This is a genomic window from Borborobacter arsenicus (assembly GCF_003934165.1).
Lineage (GTDB): Bacteria > Pseudomonadota > Alphaproteobacteria > Rhizobiales > Rhizobiaceae > Pseudaminobacter > Pseudaminobacter arsenicus.
This window is the reverse complement of record NZ_RKST01000018.1, coordinates 78,418-94,603: the sequence shown is the minus strand read 5'-3', so window position 1 is coordinate 94,603 and position 16,186 is coordinate 78,418. Positions and strand designations below refer to the sequence as shown.

Sequence of the window (16,186 nt, the reverse complement as noted above, 5' to 3'; positions counted from 1 at the left end):
TGCTGATCAAAAAACCCGCCGGAGCGATCCGGCGGGTTTTTTGTTGGGTGATTGTCAGACGGAATTGCCCGTGGCCGGAGGCACGGTCTTGTCTTGCCGAAAGCGGTGTTGCCTGTGATCGCGGCCGGACGCGGCTGTGCCGCTTTCTTTATCCTGCTACGGCGACCGTTGCCGATGCGCGTGTCGCGCGTGGAAGATAGCGCTCGATGAGTTCCCGGACATGTGCATCGCGGGTTGCTGCGGTGTTCCCGCCCATGATGGTGAGCACCAGCCAGCGCCCGTCCCTGTTGACCGAGGTAACGATATTGAAGCCGGACGCACGGATATAGCCGGTCTTGATGCCATCCACGCCTTCGACACGGCCAAGCAGCCGATTGTGCCCGCGGATCGTCTTGCCGTTGAAACTGAAGGCCTGTTTGGAGAAATAGGCGTAATAGTGCGGAAAGCGCTTTCTCAGCGCTATGCCGAGCAGAGCCATGTCGCGCGCGGTGGTTTGCTGGCCGGCATCCGGCAGGCCGGAAGCGTTTCGAAACACTGTGTGCCGCATTCCCAGTTGGCGCCCCTTCGCCGTCATCATCTGGGCAAACTGTTCCTCGGAGCCGGCGAGAAACTCGCCGACCGCTGCAGCGACGTCATTGGCCGACTTTGTCGCCAGCGCGCTGATCGCAGTATCGACATCGACCGACTGCCCAGGCTTGAAGCCTAACCTGCTTGGCGGTCGCGAGGCTGCATAGGCCGATACCGGTATCGACGATGACGGGCTCAGGCGACCTTGCTCGATTGCCTCGAAAAGCATGTAGAGCGTCATCATTTTGGTGAGCGAGGCCGGGTAGCGCGCTGCTTCGGCATTCTCCTCGAAAAGCACCTTGCCGCTATTCGCATCGACGACGATCGCGGCATATTTGCTTGGCACCGCTTGCGGTGCCTGAACCGAATCCAGCGTGGATGTTGTGGAGCAGCCGGCAATCATGCCGATAAGCAGGAGGAGGGCCGCGGCTTTGCGAAAGGGCGCTGCGATGTGGGATGATGCGAGGTGCAAGAGGTTATCCGAGCGATGCGATGCAGGCGTAGCCCACGCGTTACAGCTTCGATCAACTTATCGCAATCCGGTTTCCGGCCCGTTAAGCAAACCATGCCTCTGTTCAGCAGTTCGCCTTGGTTGGCCTTCGTCAGGATTTGAATTTTTTCCACGCTGGCCACAAAATACACATGTCGATATCGGATGAGACAGTGATGTCAGAGATCGCGACCATTGCCGCCTCGATTTTCAGGCACGCTGCGCGAATGCCGCGCTTCGTCGTCGCCATTGCCGGGGCGCCAGCTGCGGGCAAATCCACCCTTGCAGAGAAGCTGCATGATCTGCTGCCCGAGGGTTCTGCCGTCGTGGTGCAGATGGACGGCTTCCATTTCGACGATGCCATCCTTCATCAGCGGGGCCTGCGTTCGCGCAAAGGCGCGCCGGAAACATTCGACTATGCGGGTTTCGCAGCCCTGCTTCGCCGTATCCGCGCGGCCGAGCCCGATATCGCCATTCCGGTATTCGACCGCGACATGGAGCTTTCGCGTGCCGGTGCACGCATCATCGGCGCGGACATCAAATTCGTGCTGGTGGAAGGAAATTACCTGCTGCTCGATGAGGCGCCCTGGAATGATCTGGCGCCGCTTTTCGATTTCAGCATCTTCCTCGACGTGCCGCGAGCGGAACTCGAACGGCGGCTGATGATGCGCTGGCGGGAGCAGGGCAGACCCGACGAGGAGGCGCGGGCCTGGGTTGCATCCAACGATCTGCCCAACGCCGAGCGCATTCTGGCTCGATTGAGGCGGGCCGATCTGGTGCTGTCCGAGCCATCGGCCGGCACCGGCGAGGGCTATAAGCCGGCGTCTGCCTAAAGCGCGTCGCGATCTTTCAGATTCGCTTGTCCCGCTTTAGGCCTTTGTTTTTGCGCATGTCTTTATCCCGAAACCGGTTCCCACTTTCGGGAGACATGCTCTAATTTCGCGCCGGGATTTCCAGACCTTTCTGCACGGCAGGGCGGGCGAGACCGCGCTCGAGCCACGCGGCGACATTGGCGAAATCGTCGAACCCGACCAATTCGCGCGCTTCATAGAAACCGATCAGGTTGCGGACCCAGCCGAGCATCGAAATATCGGCAATGGTATAGTCATTGCCCATGACCCATTTGCGCCCGGAAAGCCGGCCGTCCAGAACGCCGATCAGCCGCCGGGATTCGTCGCGATAGCGTTCCAGCGGGCGCTTGTCCTCGATCGCCCGGCCAGCGAATTTATGGAAGAAGCCGAGCTGCCCGAATATCGGCCCGATCCCGGCCATCTGGAAAAACACCCATTGGATGGTCTCGTAGCGCAGTGCCTCGTCGGTAGGGATGAGTCGCCCGGTCTTTTCAGCCAGATAAAGCAGGATTGCGCCTGATTCGAAAAGCCCGAGCGGTTTGCCGCCGGGACCCTTGGGATCAATGATCGCTGGTATCTTCCCGTTCGGATTGAGCGACAGGAACTCGGGCGTCCAGCTTTCATCCTTGCCGATATTGACCGCATGCGCTTCATAGGCAAGGCCCAGCTCTTCAAGCGCAATCGACACCTTGACGCCGTTCGGCGTCGGATAGGAGTAGAGCTGGATTCGATCGGGATGCTGCGCCGGCCAGCGCGCGGCAATGGGAAAGCCGGAGAGATCGGTCATGGACAGCCTCGATGGTGGATGTTGGCGCAATGCCAGGAGAAGACAGCGCAGATTCGATCTGCAGACCGTATCACCACTGGAGCCATGCGCAACCTGTGCGAATGGTGCCGGAAAAGCGGGCTATGCGGATTTGAATGCAATGACGGCGTTGGTTCCGCCAAAGGCGAATCCGTTGCTGATTGCGGCCCTCACTTCCCGCTGCCTTGCGACATTCGGCGTGACGTCGAGATCGCAGGCTCCATCCTTTTCGCGATAATTGGCGGTGGGAGGGATGATGCCTTCGCGGATGGCCAGGATGCAGGCGAGCATCTCCAGCCCGCCGGATGCGCCCATGCAATGGGCATGCATGGATTTGGTCGACGATACGGACAGCCGGTCGGCGTGGGTCCCGAATACGCGCCTGATTGCAGCCGTTTCGATTTCGTCATTGGCTTTAGTGCCCGTGCCGTGGGCGTTGATATAGTCGATGTCCTCCGGCTGCAGCCCCGCATCCGCCAGGCAGGCCTGCATGGCGGATGCGGGTCCTTCCACGGTGGGGGCTACAATATCCGTTGCATCGCCAGACAGGCCGGCTCCAGCAATCTCGGCAAGGATGGAGGCGCCGCGCGCCTTGGCATGCTCGTAGGTTTCCAGAACGGCCATGCCGGCGCCCTCGCCGATCACCAGCCCGTCCCGATCCGCCGAGAAGGGGCGGCATGTCTCGCGCGCCAGTGCCCGCAATGCCTCCCAGCCCTTGAGAACGCCATAGACTAGCGGTGCGTCGGTGCCGCCGGCAACCATCACATCGGCCCGGCCGAGACGGAGCTGATCGACAGCCGATGCGAAAGCATGATTTGAAGACGCACAGGCAGAGGTTACGCCGAACACCGGCCCACGCAGCCCATAGATCATGCTGACCTGGCCGGCAGGCGCGCCCGGCATGATCTTCGGCACCGTGAAGATGCCGACACGTGGCCGACCCTCGAGCAGAACCTCGCGATAGCTCTCGTCATTGGTGATCGCACCGTAAATCCCGGTCCCGACCACTGCACCGATCCGGGTGGTGTTGCGGTCATCGACTTTGAGACCCGATTGCCGCAGCGCTTCGCCCGCCGCGATCACCGCGAGCAGGCTGAAGCGATCCATTGCGACCAGCCGTTTGTGTTCTAAGCCATGGTCGGGAAGCGCTTTTATTTCCGCGCCGAAGCGGACCTTGAGTTCATAGAGGGGTGTTGTGGTGATTTCACCGATGCCGGATCGGCCTTGTCGCATCGAATCCCAGATTGCGGGCACATCCGTTCCGAGTGCACATAGGCCGCCAATGCCGGTAATGACGATGCGCGGGCCCGGCATTAGGCTTTCTTGGCAATCAGGGCGCGCACGGCTTCCACCATGTCACCGACATTCTTCAGGTTGCTCCAGGCCTCGACGGTGTTCATCTCGATCTCGATGCCATAGGATTCCTCGAGATCGAAGATGATCTCTGTCAGCTCGAGCGAATGGATGCCGAGCGAGGTGAGTTCAGTCGCCAGGGTGATTTCGCCGCCTTCAGGCTCTGCGTGGCCTTTGATCCGGTCGATAATTTCCTGAGCAAGCTGATCTGCCAATGCGCCTCTCCCTTGACCACAAACGTCAATTCAACCCCTAGCGCCCGGAACAGATCGACCGCAAGGAAAGTGCAAGCGCCCACGCAGGCGACTGAGGTGTTTTCCTGTATAGGAACCGAAAATCAATCAGGCAACAAGCGATATACAGGTAAGGTCGGGCGCTCGGCCTTTGAAGGCGGGGACGTTAGATCAACGGGTTGGCTTGGCCGTGGCATAAATGATCACGCTTTTCGAGCTGTCGAATTCGACCGCCAGCACATCGCGCATCAGCACGGCACGTGAATTGATGGCATGGAAAAGCATCGCATTGCCTTCCAGTTCCTTGCGCAGATCGATTATCGCCTTCTCATGCTCCTTGACCTTTGCATCCACTTCCGGTGGCAGACCATTTTCGGCAGCATCCGGCAGGAAGACGATATCGACCTTGTCGAGGCTGGAAATCTTGCGCACCTCGCTGGTATTGGCAGCGGTGTTTTCAATGGCGGTGATGATCTTGTCCGGGTCCGCTTTTGCGCTTGCCTCCTCCTCATGCACCTCCGATCCGATGATGGTGTCGATGGCCTTCTGGCTCTCCAGGCCCTGCGCCATCAGCGTCATGTCAGGCGCCGAAGCGACCACGAAAGCCAACACCGCGAGCGCGTGAAACCAGAAGGCGTCGCGCGTCACCATAACCCTCATTCAACTTCTCCTTATCATGTCGGTTCACGCCCCGCTTTTATGGAGCGTAAGTGGCAAAACAACTCGCGGGTCAAAATGGTTCCTTCGGCGCGGCGGTTTGTCCCGATCTTAAGCCGCAGCCGATGTTGGGTCAGTTTACGCCGAGATGCCGCTTCAGATCCTCGGCGCTGGTGACCAATATGGCGCCGGCTGGTGGTTCCATCGGCTGTTGCGGCCAGAAAAGCGTGCGCATCCCGGCGGCGAGACCAGCAAGCGAACCGGTTATCGTGTCTTCGACCACGAAGCTTTTGGCGGGGTCGATACCGGTCAACCAGGCCGCGCGAAGATATGGTTCCGGATCAGGCTTGCCCAGGCGCACATCATTGCGGGTAACCGACTTCATGCCGGGCTTGTCGATGCCGATCACCCGCATATTCGCTTCGACGATCAGCCGATCGGAATTGGACACGACAGCCTGCGGCACGCCTTGCGCGCGCAGGTCACGAAAGGTCTCGACGGCCCCGGCACGCGGTGTCAGGCGGCTGACATGCTCCATGTAGTAGACATATTTGCGGACGATCCAGTCGTCGAATGACAAGCGCAACCCCAGCGTATCGCGCAGCATTTCGTAGATCGGCATGGCTGAAATGCCGATGATGCTGTCATGCAGGTCTGCGGGCGGCGTGATGCCGAGGCTGGTCAAAACGGCAGCCATGGCCTGCTCATGCAAAGGCTCGCTGTCGATCAGCGTGCCGTCCATGTCCCAATAGACTGCTTTGGGCGTCATCCGGTTCTCCTTCCAAGGGGACATAGCGCCTTTGGGCTGCAAGATAAACCTTGGCTAGGCGGGGGCAGGCGCCCTGACCGGTTCAGCGGGCGAGCACCAGCGCCCAGTACCTCTGCTGGCTACCGTTGCCGTCGCGCATATAGGCGAGGCCAAACCGGCTGAATCGCGGATCGAGCATATTGCGGCGGTGGCCTTGCGAGGCCATCCACATGGAGAATAGCTCGTCCATACCCATGCGCCCATGCGCGATGTTCTCGGCAGCAGCACCTTCAACACCGTCGTCGCGCATGCGCGCGGCAAAATTCCTGCCCCACCCTGTCGTGTGCTTCATCTGCGCCGTACGCGCCATATAGCCTGCCTGCCGCAACGCAGCCTGTTCCAGTTGCGGATCGGACACGAGCCGGGGGAGGCCGTGGGTGGTCCGGATTTCGGCAAGATGGCCGACGGCAGCCGCCGAGGCGCCGGCACCTTGGCCGGGTGAGGTTGATGTCTGGCAAGCAGCCAGGAGCAATAGAGCGCCGGCTGCGGCACTTTTCAGGATTTTCTGGATCAATGGCCTTCGCCTGCGTCTGCTTCAATGAACGCGAAAGCCAGTTTCCGCCTTTCGCAGCCGACCCCATTTGCCGGCAATGACGTCGACAATATGCTCGCGCGGAAATTTTTGTTGGATTATGCGGTGGCGACGCGCAAGGCGCCGCGCGAGGCCTCGCGCAGATAGCCGAGTGTAGCGCCGGCATTGGCTGGCCTGCCGAACAGGAAACCCTGGCCACCGCCGCAGCCGAAGGTAACCAACCGATCGGCCTGCGCCTCCTGCTCGATGCCTTCGGCAACCACGTCCATGCCCAGTCCCTCGCACATTGCCAGGATTGCCCGGATGATATGTTCGGACGGCCGATCATCGAGAATCGAGGAAACGAAGGCGCGGTCGATCTTGAGTTTGTCGAAACGAAACTCGCGCAGGCGACCCAACGAGGATTGCCCGGTGCCGAAATCGTCAAGCGAAACGCGAATACCGCATCTTCTGAGATCGTCGACGATCTTTTCGGCCGAGGCCGGATCGCTCATCAGGCCTGTTTCGGTGATCTCGACTTCAAGTCGCCGTGGATCGAAGCCTGCACGATCCAGGATGGCCAGGATATGAAGCCCGGTATTCTGGTCAACGAGTTGGGAGGGCGACAGGTTGAAGGACAGGAACAGGTCGCTGGGCCAGCTCTTTGCCGCCTCGGTCGCCTTGCGCAGCACCAGTTGCGACAATGGACCGATGATGCCACGCTCTTCGGCGATGGGAATGAACACCATCGGTGGAACGGCCCCCAGGTCGCGGTCGGTCCAGCGCGCCAATGTTTCGAAGCCGACGACTTTCCTCGTTTTCAGATCCACGATCGGCTGGAAATGGGGCTCGACTTCTCCGGCTGAAACCGCTCGGCGCAACGCCTGCTCGATGCGCGTGACGCGTTTGGCGGCCTCCTCCATTTCATGCGTATAGACAACGACGCGTCCACGGCCGGAACGCTTGGCGTGATAAAGTGCCGTTTCGGCCTTGTTGACCAATATGTCGGTGGTCTCTTCGTCGAAGTAAAACAGCGAACAGCCGACTGAGGCCGACAGCCTGGCGGTTCTCTCCCCTACATCATAGGGCGCCGACAGGATTTCGATCAGCATCTTTGCCTTTTCGGTGGCGGCTTCCTCGGAAAACACCATCGGGTAGAGAAAGGCGAATTCATCTGCGCCGATGCGTGTGACCGTCGAATGACCGTCCATCGCCGCACGCAGCCGCATACCCACCTGTATGAGGATGTCATCGCCAGCCTTGTGGCCGAAGAGATCATTGATCGGCTTGAAGCCGTCGAGATCAAGAATGCCGATGGCAAAGGGTGCGGGATCGTCGGCCCGTCCGTTGATCAGACGATCGACCTTGTCATAGAAACGCCGACGATTGCCAAGCCCGGTCAAGGAATCGGTAAAGGCAAGATCAGTATTTTCCTTGGCGGCGTGGACAATGCCGAGCGGCGGCTGCATGTTTTTTCCTGCGGTCTTCTTATGTGCTGGCCGACAGTGGCATCAAACTGTTTAGGAAAGGTATCACACAAGCTTGGTAGGCCCCGCTGGCCCAATGCATTCTGAAGCCAGCTTAAACCACCGTGGAAATGCGGAAAATACGAGGCGGATTGGCAGGACGCTTTCCAAGCTGTACATGCGCTGTTGCCATACCCTGACGGAGACAGCCATGCCGCTCAAGATTGCTATCCAGATGGATCACATCTCCACGGTGTCTATCGCCGGCGATACCAGCTTCGCCCTGGCACTGGAGGCGCAGCGGCGCGGGCACAAACTGTTCCACTATACGCCTGACCGCCTCTCGATGGTCGGCGGGAAAGTATTCGCACGCATTGAGGAATTGCAGGTGCGCGACGAGAAGGGCAATCACTTCAGCCTCGGTGCGCCGGTCCGCACGGACCTGTCTGAGATGGATGTGGTGCTGTTGCGCCAGGACCCGCCCTTCGACATGAACTACATCACCACCACGCATATTCTGGAGCGCATCCATCCGAAGACGCTGGTGGTGAATGACCCGGCCTGGGTACGCAACAGCCCGGAGAAGATTTTCGTCACCGAGTTTCCCGACCTGATGCCGGAAACGCTGATCACCAAGGACCCGCGCGAGGTCGATGCGTTCCGCAAGGAGTATGGCGACATCATCGTCAAGCCGCTCTACGGCAATGGCGGAGCCGGCATTTTCCATCTGCATGAGGCGGATCGCAACCTTGCCTCGCTGCTCGAGATGTTCGCGCAGATGTTCCGCGAGCCCTTTATCGTCCAACGCTATCTAAAGGATGTGCGCAAGGGCGACAAACGCATCATCCTCATTGATGGTGAAGCTGTCGGAGCCATCAACCGCGTGCCGGCCGAGCACGACTCGCGCTCCAACATGCATGTCGGCGGTCGTGCGGAAAAAACCGAACTGACCGAGCGCGAGCGTGAAATCTGCGCACGCATCGGCCCGTCGCTGAAGGAGCGCGGCTTCATTCTGGTCGGGATTGATGTCATTGGCGACTATATGACCGAGATCAACGTGACTTCGCCGACCGGCGTTCGCGAGGTCAAGAATTTCGGTGGCGCGGATATCGCTTCCCTGTTCTGGGACGTGGTGGAGGACAAGCGGCGGGCGCGCTGACGCACACTTGCCTTGAAATGTTCCGGGCCACAACCGTCCGCAACCGGATTGCAATCTCTGCGTTTATTTTGTTCCCTTCTTGTTCTTGATTTGCTCTGCGATCTGTGATTGTCTCCTGTGGCGTCGAAATTGAGCCGGTGAATTGGGGCAGTGACCGGCGACGCATTGGGGGCTTGCATGGTTTCGCGGGTACGCACGGTTGCGTTTCAGGGCATCGAGGCAGTGCCCGTCGACGTCCAGGTGATGGTCGCGCCTGGCAAGGTGGGGATGCACATTGTCGGGTTGCCCGACAAGGCGGTTGCGGAAAGCCGGGAGCGCGTGCAGGCGGCACTTCATGCCTCGGGCCTGTCGATGCCGGCCAAGAAGGTGACGGTCAATCTGGCACCAGCCGACCTGCCCAAGGAAGGCAGCCACTACGATCTGCCGATTGCGCTTGGCCTGATGGCGGCGCTTGGGGCGATACCGGCGGACGCGCTCTCCGCCTATGTCGTGCTGGGTGAGTTGTCCCTCGATGGGACGATCACCGCCGTCTCGGGCGCATTGCCGGCGGCAATCGGTGCGAATGGGGAAGGAAAGGGCCTGATCTGCCCGGCAGCTTCCGGTTCCGAAGCAGCCTGGGCCGGTGCCGATATCGACATTCTGGCACCGCGCAGCCTTATTGCGATCGCCAATCATTTTCGAGGCACTCAGGTCCTGGCGCGGCCAGAGGCGAGCATCCATGCGCCTGCGATGGATTTGCCCGACCTTGCCGACATTAAGGGGCAGGAGACTGCCAGGCGCGCACTGGAGGTGGCGGCGGCCGGCGGGCACAATCTGCTGATGGTCGGGCCGCCGGGCTCGGGAAAGTCGATGTTGGCGCAGCGCTTGCCGTCGATCCTGCCGCCTTTGGCGCCGAAGGAGCTTCTCGAAGTCTCTATGATCGCTTCTATTGCGGGCGAGCTTGCAGGTGGGCGGCTCACCGACCGGCGACCTTTTCGAGCCCCGCATCACTCCGCCTCCATGGCGGCTATGGTTGGTGGCGGCTTAAGGGCGCGGCCGGGCGAAGTTTCGCTCGCGCATAACGGCGTGTTGTTCCTGGACGAGTTTCCTGAATTTTCGCCGCAGGTACTGGATTCGCTGCGCCAGCCGATCGAGACCTGCGAATGTGTCATTGCGCGAGCCAATCACCGGGTGAGTTATCCTGCCCGCATCCAGCTTATCGCCGCCATGAACCCGTGCCGCTGCGGTATGGCCGGCGAACCGGGCTTCCGCTGCGCCCGCGGTCCGCGCTGTCAATCGGATTATCAGGCACGCATATCCGGTCCGCTGATGGACCGTATCGACTTGCGCATCGAGGTGCCGGCAGTGTCGGCAAGCGATCTGATCCGGCCGGGGACGTCGGAGACCAGTGCCACGGTGGCGGCACGGGTCTTGGCGGCAAGAACTGTCCAGCGCGAACGTTTCGAGCGCCTCGGAACCGGTGCTGCCACCAATGCGCATTGCCCGACGGCGTTGATCGAGGAGATCACGATTGTCGATGATATGGGCTTGGCATTGTTGCGGGATGCCAGCGACAAGTTGGGCTTTTCGGCACGTGCCTATCACCGCGTCCTGAAGGTGGCGCGGACCTTGGCCGATCTTGAAGGCCAGGAAACGGTGGGACGCATCCACCTTGCCGAGGCCATTTCTTACCGGATGGCCGGCGACAGGCTTGCGCAGGCCGCCTGAACCAGCGTGCCGCAGTATCGCCACGCACAGCCGGTTACGTCTACAAGCCCGCTTCGCCGCTCCGGTCAGTGGCATTTGCATCCTTCTTGGCAGATGCCACTGTGGCAAACCCTGTGTTCAAATCCGGCCTGCTGCTCCAGGCATGCGGGACGAATTTCTCCAAGATACTCGCCAATTCCCGCTCGGCCACCATCTGCGCGGCCGCATGGAGGCCGAACCATCGTCGCTTCAAACGCTTGCGCTCCTGCCAGCTGATCAGTGTACCCTTTACGTGAAGGCTGAACACCGTGACACGGCATTGCCGCATCCGACCGTCGCTACCTGGCCTGACATAGCTGTAATCGCCGACCGCCACGGGGTGCGTCTGGCCGATGATGCCAACCTGCTCGAAAGCCCGCAAAGCTGCGCTTCGAACGGCCGTTCGACCCATTGCCGGCAGGCCCTGCGGCAAGGTCCAGCGACTGCGTTGGCGCGATGCGACGAGGAGGATTTCCAGCCTCTTGTCGCGGCCGATCCGCCACGGCAGGGCACCGACCTCCTGAACCCCAAAGCCGGGGTTCCGTACTTGCAGAACATCCTCTGCTGCAAAGGGAATATCTGTCATCCGAGCCCCCCGTCGAGCGGGAATGGGTATGCCGGCCCATGCCGAAGCCATACGGTCCCGGGCTGGGAAGGCTGCGGCGAATGCGGAATCTGGCACCACGGGCAACGCTGTGCGGCGCGGGGCAGGCGGCGCTTGCAGGAATTGCATTGCTTTTGAGGAAAAGGCTCTCTCATTGAGACGCTCCATTCATATGGCGAACCAGGCGCCATGTCGAAATGAACCGCTTTATTTAAGAGATGTCCCGGAGCAGAAGATTATGTGCGGTATTCTGGATTCGGATTCAGGATGCTCCGGGAAAAGCCATATGCTTTTTCGGCAAGCCTCGTAATCCTGATGAATGTTTCCATGCACATATTGCATATCTATTATGCAATTTTGACAAAACAAGGGCGCGGGGTCGCCAGCGTGGTAATTTTATTTGGGCATTCAAAGCTTTGAGGCAGTCGCGCGAGTGGATCGCAGCTTTGAACTGCCTTGATGCCAAGTCTGGTGGCCCGAACAGAAAGGGCGCGAAGCGATCTTCACGCCCTTTCACCGATTTGTAACCCGTAGCGAAGCCTATTCAGCAGCTTTCTTGGCCGGACCTGCATGCATGATGTCGTCGTTTTCCGGGCCGTCGACGATCAAATAACCTGCAAGTCCGCGCTCGGCTCGCGACAAGGCGTGATCGACCAGGACATAGTGTCCGCCGCGATCGATCTTGAAGTCGACGATGGTGGCACCGCCCGGTGGCACCGTCACCGTCTGCACACCGGCCACCGGCGGAGAGGTCACGCTGCCCAGCGTGTAGACATGGTCGAAAATCTCGCCGATGACATGGAAGGAGGACGTATAGTTCGGTCCGCCGACACCGAAGAATATGCGCACCGTTTCGCCGGCATTGGCATAGAGCGGATGCGACTTGGTGAGCGCGCCGACCGAACCGTTGAAGAGGAAATATTCCGGCCGCTCGGAGATCAGCTTGTCATAGTCCATCTCCATCTCGCCTTGCGTACCGAAGGGTTCGACGGTGTAGAGCTCGCCTTGCATGACGTAGAACTCCCGGTCCACCTGTGGCAGTCCGCCTTCCGGCTCGACCAGGATCAGGCCGTACATGCCGCTGGTGATGTGGTGGGCCACGCTCGGTGTCGCGCAGTGATAGACATAGATGCCTGGTTTCAAAGCCTGGAAGGTCACCACAGCCTCTTCACCGGGCGCGATCTGCGTGAAGTCCGCCCCGCCGCCGGGGCCTGTCGCGGCGTGGAAATCGACCGAATGCATCATGACGCTGTCGGCAGCATTTTTCAGGTGCACCTCAACCGTGTCACCGACCCGCACCCTGACGAAGGGACCGGGGACCTTGCGGTCGAAGGTCCAGTAGACATAGGTGGTGCCGTCGTCGAGCCGGCCAGTCAGTTCCACGGTCTCGAGATCGACCCGTACGACCTGCGGCGGCCGCTGGCCTATCGGCCCCGGCAGATCGGCAGGATCGCGCACGATGTCGGCCGCATCCGTGTCCATTGCAGCGCGCTGCCCGGGCATCACCTGGATCAGCCCTTCCATGCCGGCCTGGCGATGTCCGGCAATGGAGCAGAAATAGGAAAACTCGCCCACCTTGGTTGCCGTGAAGGAAAAAGTGGAGGAGGCGTTCTTGCCCACCACGATCGAGGAGCGGGCGGCATATTGGTCGATAACCACGTCGTGCTCAGCGCCTTCGCCATTGATCAGGTTGATCTGCACCAGCTCGCCTTCATGCACCATGAGGGTCGGATTGATCTGGCCGTCAATGTCGCCACCGACGCCGATATAGACCATGCGTCCCGTGGCGATTCCGGTCCTGAGAGTAAAGACAGTCGGAGCGTGATAGCTGACCGTCGGAGACGCATCCGCGTCGCGTGCCGGCTGCGGATCGGCCTCAGGCGCCGGGGTGGATTGAGCCTGCGCGGTGTCGGTCGCTTTCCCACTGTGCTGATGGCTTTGGGTAAATGCCGGCGACAGGAGAAACAGGACCGACAACATCGCCATAATCGTCACCAGCGATCCGATCCGTATGCGCCAGGCAGTGTCCGGCCTACAGAGGGCGGCACAGGCCTTGGCGCTCGGTTCAGCGCCCGGACCAGCCCTGCTTTTGTCGGTCATAAGAAACTCCATCCTTGCGTCCTGAGAAGGTAAAGATGAAGTGTAGGAGAAGACGGCCTGCGCAACTTTGTCCAAGCGCAAGCACAGAATGGATTAGTTCTCGCCGTTTACTTCAGGCGGGACGGGAAGGAATGAGGTGCGTCTCGCAAAAAATAGACTGCATCACAAAGTTTTCGGCGTCAGCTACTTTGCTTGAGGTTTTGTCGAACCCGACTGGACCGATGCGACCAGCGGCGCCTGGCCTTCCCTGATGCTGACCCAATGCCCGGTGTGGGTGGAGGCCTGACGCTTGAGGAAATGATAGCCGGTCTCGTTCCACTGGCGCACGGCATTGGTCAAATTGTCGAGGACGAAGTCGCCCTTATCAGTGCGGACCGTGAGGATGGCATGGCCCTCGCCATCCGGCTTGCGCACAACGGTGATGAGAAGATTGCCGAGCGAAATCCCGCTTTTTGCCAGCACCCGGCGCTTTTCCAGCACGTAGTCCTCGCAATCGCCGACGCCGTCGACAGGGTAGGCCCACACTTCGTCCTTGCCGAAGATGTCGAAATCATTCATCGGCCGAATGGCGGCATTGACCTTCGCATTGACGGTGCGAAGCGTCTGCCAGAGCGCATCGGTCATGCGTTCCGGATTTGTAGGCCGCAAGCGCAACGAGCATTCAGCGGGATTGGCCCGGCAGAATTCATAATGGCCGATCGGCTGCGAAGTCAGGCCGCCGGTCGTCATCGGAGCCGCGACAAGCGTCGTGGCCGTGAAGGCCGCGGTCAGCAGCCCGGCAAGAAATATAGCACGCCCTGTCGCGCGCTCCGTCACCGATGAGGAGTTCATTGCCCCAGGCCCCGTTTGCCGCAATTTGTTAACGAAAGATTAAAGGCGTTAACAGAACGTTGTCAATTACAGCGAAGGGGTGATCGGCCGTAAGGCGGCGGAGAATCGCCGAGCGCGACGATTCTGCAACAGAAGGCGCAGCGAAGGACCAGAGCCTCGCCTTTTGGCCCCGTCACTACTCCCTCGGCAAGCAGGGCCAGCCGATTGCATATTATGGGCCATTGTTTTTCGTAGTAGCCGGGACACAATGCCAACAGCGCGGGAATTTCCTTTCGCGCCGCCTCTGCGGGATTTCTTTGCTGGCGCCGATTATGCCGCGCTGCTGAAATGCAGGGCTCAATTGCTCGCCGACGGGTTGCCGGCTGTTTCGGAGTTGAAGATGGTTCAGATCAGCTTGTCCCGCCGCGCGCTTCTTCATAGTTCGGCGCTCGTCATGGCCTCGGCGGCCCTGCCGCGGTACGGTTTTGCCCAGGCGGTGGCGAAGGGCGGGCGCCTGATCGTTGCAGCGGATTCGGAGCCGAGGAACCTCAATCCGGCGATTGTCGCGTCCAACGGCGTCTTCTTCATCTCAAGCAAGGTGATCGAACCGCTCGCCGAAGCATCGTTCGAGGGCAAGGACGGGTTGGAACCGCGCCTTGCGACCAACTGGGAAGGCTCGAGTGATGGATTGTCGGTAACCTTCAGGTTGCGCGAAGGCGTTGTCTGGCATGACGGGACGCCCTTTACTTCTGCCGATGTCGCTTTCTCGGCCTTGGAGGTCTGGAAGAAGCAGCAGAATCTCGGGCGGCTGGTATTTGCCAATCTGCAAGCCGTCGATACGCCGGACGATCACACGGCGGTGTTCAGGTTTTCGAGGCCGACCCCCTTCCAGCTTATCCGCAATTCACTTCCGGTGGTAACGAGCGTCGTCGCCAGGCATGTCTTCGAAGGGATGGATGACATTGCCGCAAGTCCCGCCAATAACCAGTTGATCGGCACCGGCCCGTTCAAATTAGCGGAACACAAGCCGGGCGAATATTACCGGCTAGAACGCAATGACGCCTATTGGGGCGAGGACAAGCCTTATCTCGATGAGATCGTCTACCGCGTGCTGCCGGACCGGGCGGCTGCCGCTGGCGCGCTGGAGGCAGGGGAAATCCAGCTTGCCGCCTTCAGCCAGGTGCCGCTGGCGGATCTGGAGCGCATCTCGAAGGTGGAGGGGTTGAAGGTCTACTCCAAGGGCTACGAGGCGCTCACTTATCAGCTTGCCGTCGAAATCAATCACCGCCGCAAGGAACTGGCCGACCTCAAGGTGCGGCAGGCCATCGCCCATGCCATCGACAAGGATTTCGTCGTCAAGACGATATTCCTTGGCTATGCTCAGTCCTCGACCGGGATCATTCCGCAGAACGCTCCTGAATTCTATACATCGGACGTGCCGGCCTATCCCTTCGATCCTGCCAGGGCCAACGCCCTGCTGGATGAGGCCGGGTACACCAAGGGTGCGGATGGCAAGCGCTTTTCGCTGAAGCTGCTTCCGGCGCCCTATTTCGGCGAAACAAGGCAGTTCGGCGACTATCTGCGTCAGGCACTTGCCGTAATTGGCATCGACGCCCGGATCGTCAACAATGATTCCGCCGCCCACCAGAAGGCGGTCTATACCGATCACGATTTCGATCTCGCCGTTGCACCGACCGTTTTCCGTGGGGATCCGGCTATCTCCACCACCATTCTGGTAAGGAGCGGTACTCCCGCTGGCGTGCCCTTTTCCAACCAGGGCGGCTATGCCAATACGCAGCTCGACGCGCTGATCGACAAGGCCAACGAAACGGTGAATGTTGCTGCCCGTACCGAACTGTTTCGCCAGTTCCAGAGAATGGTCGCGGAAGACCTGCCGCTCATCAATGTCGCGGAGTGGGGCTTCATCACCGTGGCCAGCGCGAAGGTCAGCAATGTCTCCAACAATCCGCGCTGGGCGGTTTCCAACTGGGCCGATACCGCGCTGGAATCATGATAGGCTCGGGATTGCCATTTAGGTTCTGATTCC

The 16,186-nt window shown here is 60.2% G+C and carries 14 protein-coding genes and 1 pseudogene; 4 read left to right on the top strand and 11 right to left on the bottom strand.

All coding sequences use genetic code 11. From position 1 onward, the window contains the following. Positions 1 to 178: 178 nt before the first annotated feature. Positions 179 to 1,039, bottom strand: a pseudogene (locus tag EET67_RS19295) (D-alanyl-D-alanine carboxypeptidase family protein); the annotation flags it as partial. Positions 1,040 to 1,233: 194 nt separating this feature from the next. On the opposite strand from EET67_RS19295, the gene EET67_RS19290 reads away from it, so the two are divergent. Then, on the top strand, positions 1,234 to 1,890 hold the full coding sequence (locus EET67_RS19290; protein ID WP_128627841.1) for a nucleoside triphosphate hydrolase: 657 nt from the start codon (positions 1,234 to 1,236) through the stop codon (positions 1,888 to 1,890). Positions 1,891 to 1,990: 100 nt separating this feature from the next. On the opposite strand, the gene EET67_RS19285 is transcribed toward EET67_RS19290, so the two are convergent. From EET67_RS19285 to EET67_RS19255, 7 genes are all read right to left on the bottom strand, one after another. Beyond that, complete coding sequence (locus tag EET67_RS19285; RefSeq protein ID WP_128627840.1) at positions 1,991 to 2,695, bottom strand: glutathione S-transferase family protein; 705 nt, start codon at positions 2,693 to 2,695, stop codon at positions 1,991 to 1,993. A 120-nt stretch (positions 2,696 to 2,815) separates the two neighbouring features. Then, on the bottom strand, positions 2,816 to 4,027 hold the full coding sequence (locus tag EET67_RS19280; RefSeq protein ID WP_128627839.1) for a beta-ketoacyl-[acyl-carrier-protein] synthase family protein: 1,212 nt from the start codon (positions 4,025 to 4,027) through the stop codon (positions 2,816 to 2,818). Then, complete coding sequence (locus EET67_RS19275) at positions 4,027 to 4,281, bottom strand: acyl carrier protein (RefSeq protein WP_128627838.1); 255 nt, start codon at positions 4,279 to 4,281, stop codon at positions 4,027 to 4,029. Before EET67_RS19275 ends, EET67_RS19280 begins: the two co-directional genes overlap by 1 nt. Positions 4,282 to 4,470: 189 nt before the next feature. After that, entirely contained in the window at positions 4,471 to 4,959 is a 489-nt protein-coding gene (locus tag EET67_RS19270; RefSeq protein WP_128627837.1) for a hypothetical protein, read from the bottom strand. 130 nt (positions 4,960 to 5,089) lie between these two features. Further along, the gene (locus EET67_RS19265; RefSeq protein WP_128627836.1) at positions 5,090 to 5,725 is read right to left on the bottom strand and encodes an HAD family hydrolase; all 636 of its coding nucleotides are present in this window, start codon (positions 5,723 to 5,725) and stop codon (positions 5,090 to 5,092) included. An 82-nt stretch (positions 5,726 to 5,807) separates the two neighbouring features. Continuing rightward, a complete protein-coding gene (locus tag EET67_RS19260; RefSeq protein ID WP_245451070.1) occupies positions 5,808 to 6,278 on the bottom strand; it encodes a CAP domain-containing protein in 471 nt (156 codons plus the stop codon). A gap of 116 nt (positions 6,279 to 6,394) precedes the next feature. Next, positions 6,395 to 7,744, bottom strand: a complete 1,350-nt coding sequence (locus EET67_RS19255; protein ID WP_128627835.1) for a putative bifunctional diguanylate cyclase/phosphodiesterase — start codon at positions 7,742 to 7,744, stop codon at positions 6,395 to 6,397. A 208-nt stretch (positions 7,745 to 7,952) separates the two neighbouring features. On the opposite strand from EET67_RS19255, the gene gshB reads away from it, so the two are divergent. Together gshB and EET67_RS19245 are read left to right on the top strand one after the other, a co-directional pair. Beyond that, on the top strand, positions 7,953 to 8,900 hold the full coding sequence (gshB, locus tag EET67_RS19250; protein WP_128627834.1) for a glutathione synthase: 948 nt from the start codon (positions 7,953 to 7,955) through the stop codon (positions 8,898 to 8,900). Positions 8,901 to 9,077: 177 nt separating this feature from the next. Next, a complete protein-coding gene (locus tag EET67_RS19245) occupies positions 9,078 to 10,607 on the top strand; it encodes a YifB family Mg chelatase-like AAA ATPase (RefSeq protein WP_128627833.1) in 1,530 nt (509 codons plus the stop codon). 40 nt (positions 10,608 to 10,647) lie between these two features. On the opposite strand, the gene EET67_RS19240 is transcribed toward EET67_RS19245, so the two are convergent. From EET67_RS19240 to EET67_RS19230, 3 genes are all read right to left on the bottom strand, one after another. Continuing rightward, complete coding sequence (locus tag EET67_RS19240; protein WP_128627832.1) at positions 10,648 to 11,397, bottom strand: NUDIX hydrolase; 750 nt, start codon at positions 11,395 to 11,397, stop codon at positions 10,648 to 10,650. A gap of 372 nt (positions 11,398 to 11,769) precedes the next feature. Then, positions 11,770 to 13,329: a copper-containing nitrite reductase gene (gene nirK / locus EET67_RS19235; RefSeq protein WP_245451068.1), complete on the bottom strand. Its 1,560-nt coding sequence runs from the start codon at positions 13,327 to 13,329 to the stop codon at positions 11,770 to 11,772. A gap of 183 nt (positions 13,330 to 13,512) precedes the next feature. Further along, entirely contained in the window at positions 13,513 to 14,160 is a 648-nt protein-coding gene (locus EET67_RS19230) for a transglutaminase-like cysteine peptidase (protein WP_128627831.1), read from the bottom strand. A gap of 379 nt (positions 14,161 to 14,539) precedes the next feature. Between EET67_RS19230 and EET67_RS19225 the strand changes: the two genes are divergently transcribed. Next, on the top strand, positions 14,540 to 16,153 hold the full coding sequence (locus EET67_RS19225; protein WP_128627830.1) for an ABC transporter substrate-binding protein: 1,614 nt from the start codon (positions 14,540 to 14,542) through the stop codon (positions 16,151 to 16,153). The last annotated feature ends 33 nt before the right edge of the window (positions 16,154 to 16,186 follow it).

Bases quoted from the DNA above. Each gene is read 5' to 3' on its own strand.
- EET67_RS19290 (WP_128627841.1), top strand. From the start codon at position 1,234: ATGTCAGAGATCGCGACCATTGCCGCCTCGATTTTCAGGCACGCTGCG.
- EET67_RS19285 (WP_128627840.1), bottom strand. From the start codon at position 2,695: ATGACCGATCTCTCCGGCTTTCCCATTGCCGCGCGCTGGCCGGCGCAG.
- EET67_RS19280 (WP_128627839.1), bottom strand. From the start codon at position 4,027: ATGCCGGGCCCGCGCATCGTCATTACCGGCATTGGCGGCCTATGTGCA.
- EET67_RS19270 (WP_128627837.1), bottom strand. From the start codon at position 4,959: ATGAGGGTTATGGTGACGCGCGACGCCTTCTGGTTTCACGCGCTCGCG.
- EET67_RS19265 (WP_128627836.1), bottom strand. From the start codon at position 5,725: ATGACGCCCAAAGCAGTCTATTGGGACATGGACGGCACGCTGATCGAC.
- EET67_RS19255 (WP_128627835.1), bottom strand. From the start codon at position 7,744: ATGCAGCCGCCGCTCGGCATTGTCCACGCCGCCAAGGAAAATACTGAT.
- gshB (WP_128627834.1), top strand. From the start codon at position 7,953: ATGCCGCTCAAGATTGCTATCCAGATGGATCACATCTCCACGGTGTCT.
- EET67_RS19245 (WP_128627833.1), top strand. From the start codon at position 9,078: ATGGTTTCGCGGGTACGCACGGTTGCGTTTCAGGGCATCGAGGCAGTG.
- EET67_RS19240 (WP_128627832.1), bottom strand. From the start codon at position 11,397: ATGGAGCGTCTCAATGAGAGAGCCTTTTCCTCAAAAGCAATGCAATTC.
- nirK (WP_245451068.1), bottom strand. From the start codon at position 13,329: ATGACCGACAAAAGCAGGGCTGGTCCGGGCGCTGAACCGAGCGCCAAG.
- EET67_RS19230 (WP_128627831.1), bottom strand. From the start codon at position 14,160: ATGAACTCCTCATCGGTGACGGAGCGCGCGACAGGGCGTGCTATATTT.
- EET67_RS19225 (WP_128627830.1), top strand. From the start codon at position 14,540: ATGGTTCAGATCAGCTTGTCCCGCCGCGCGCTTCTTCATAGTTCGGCG.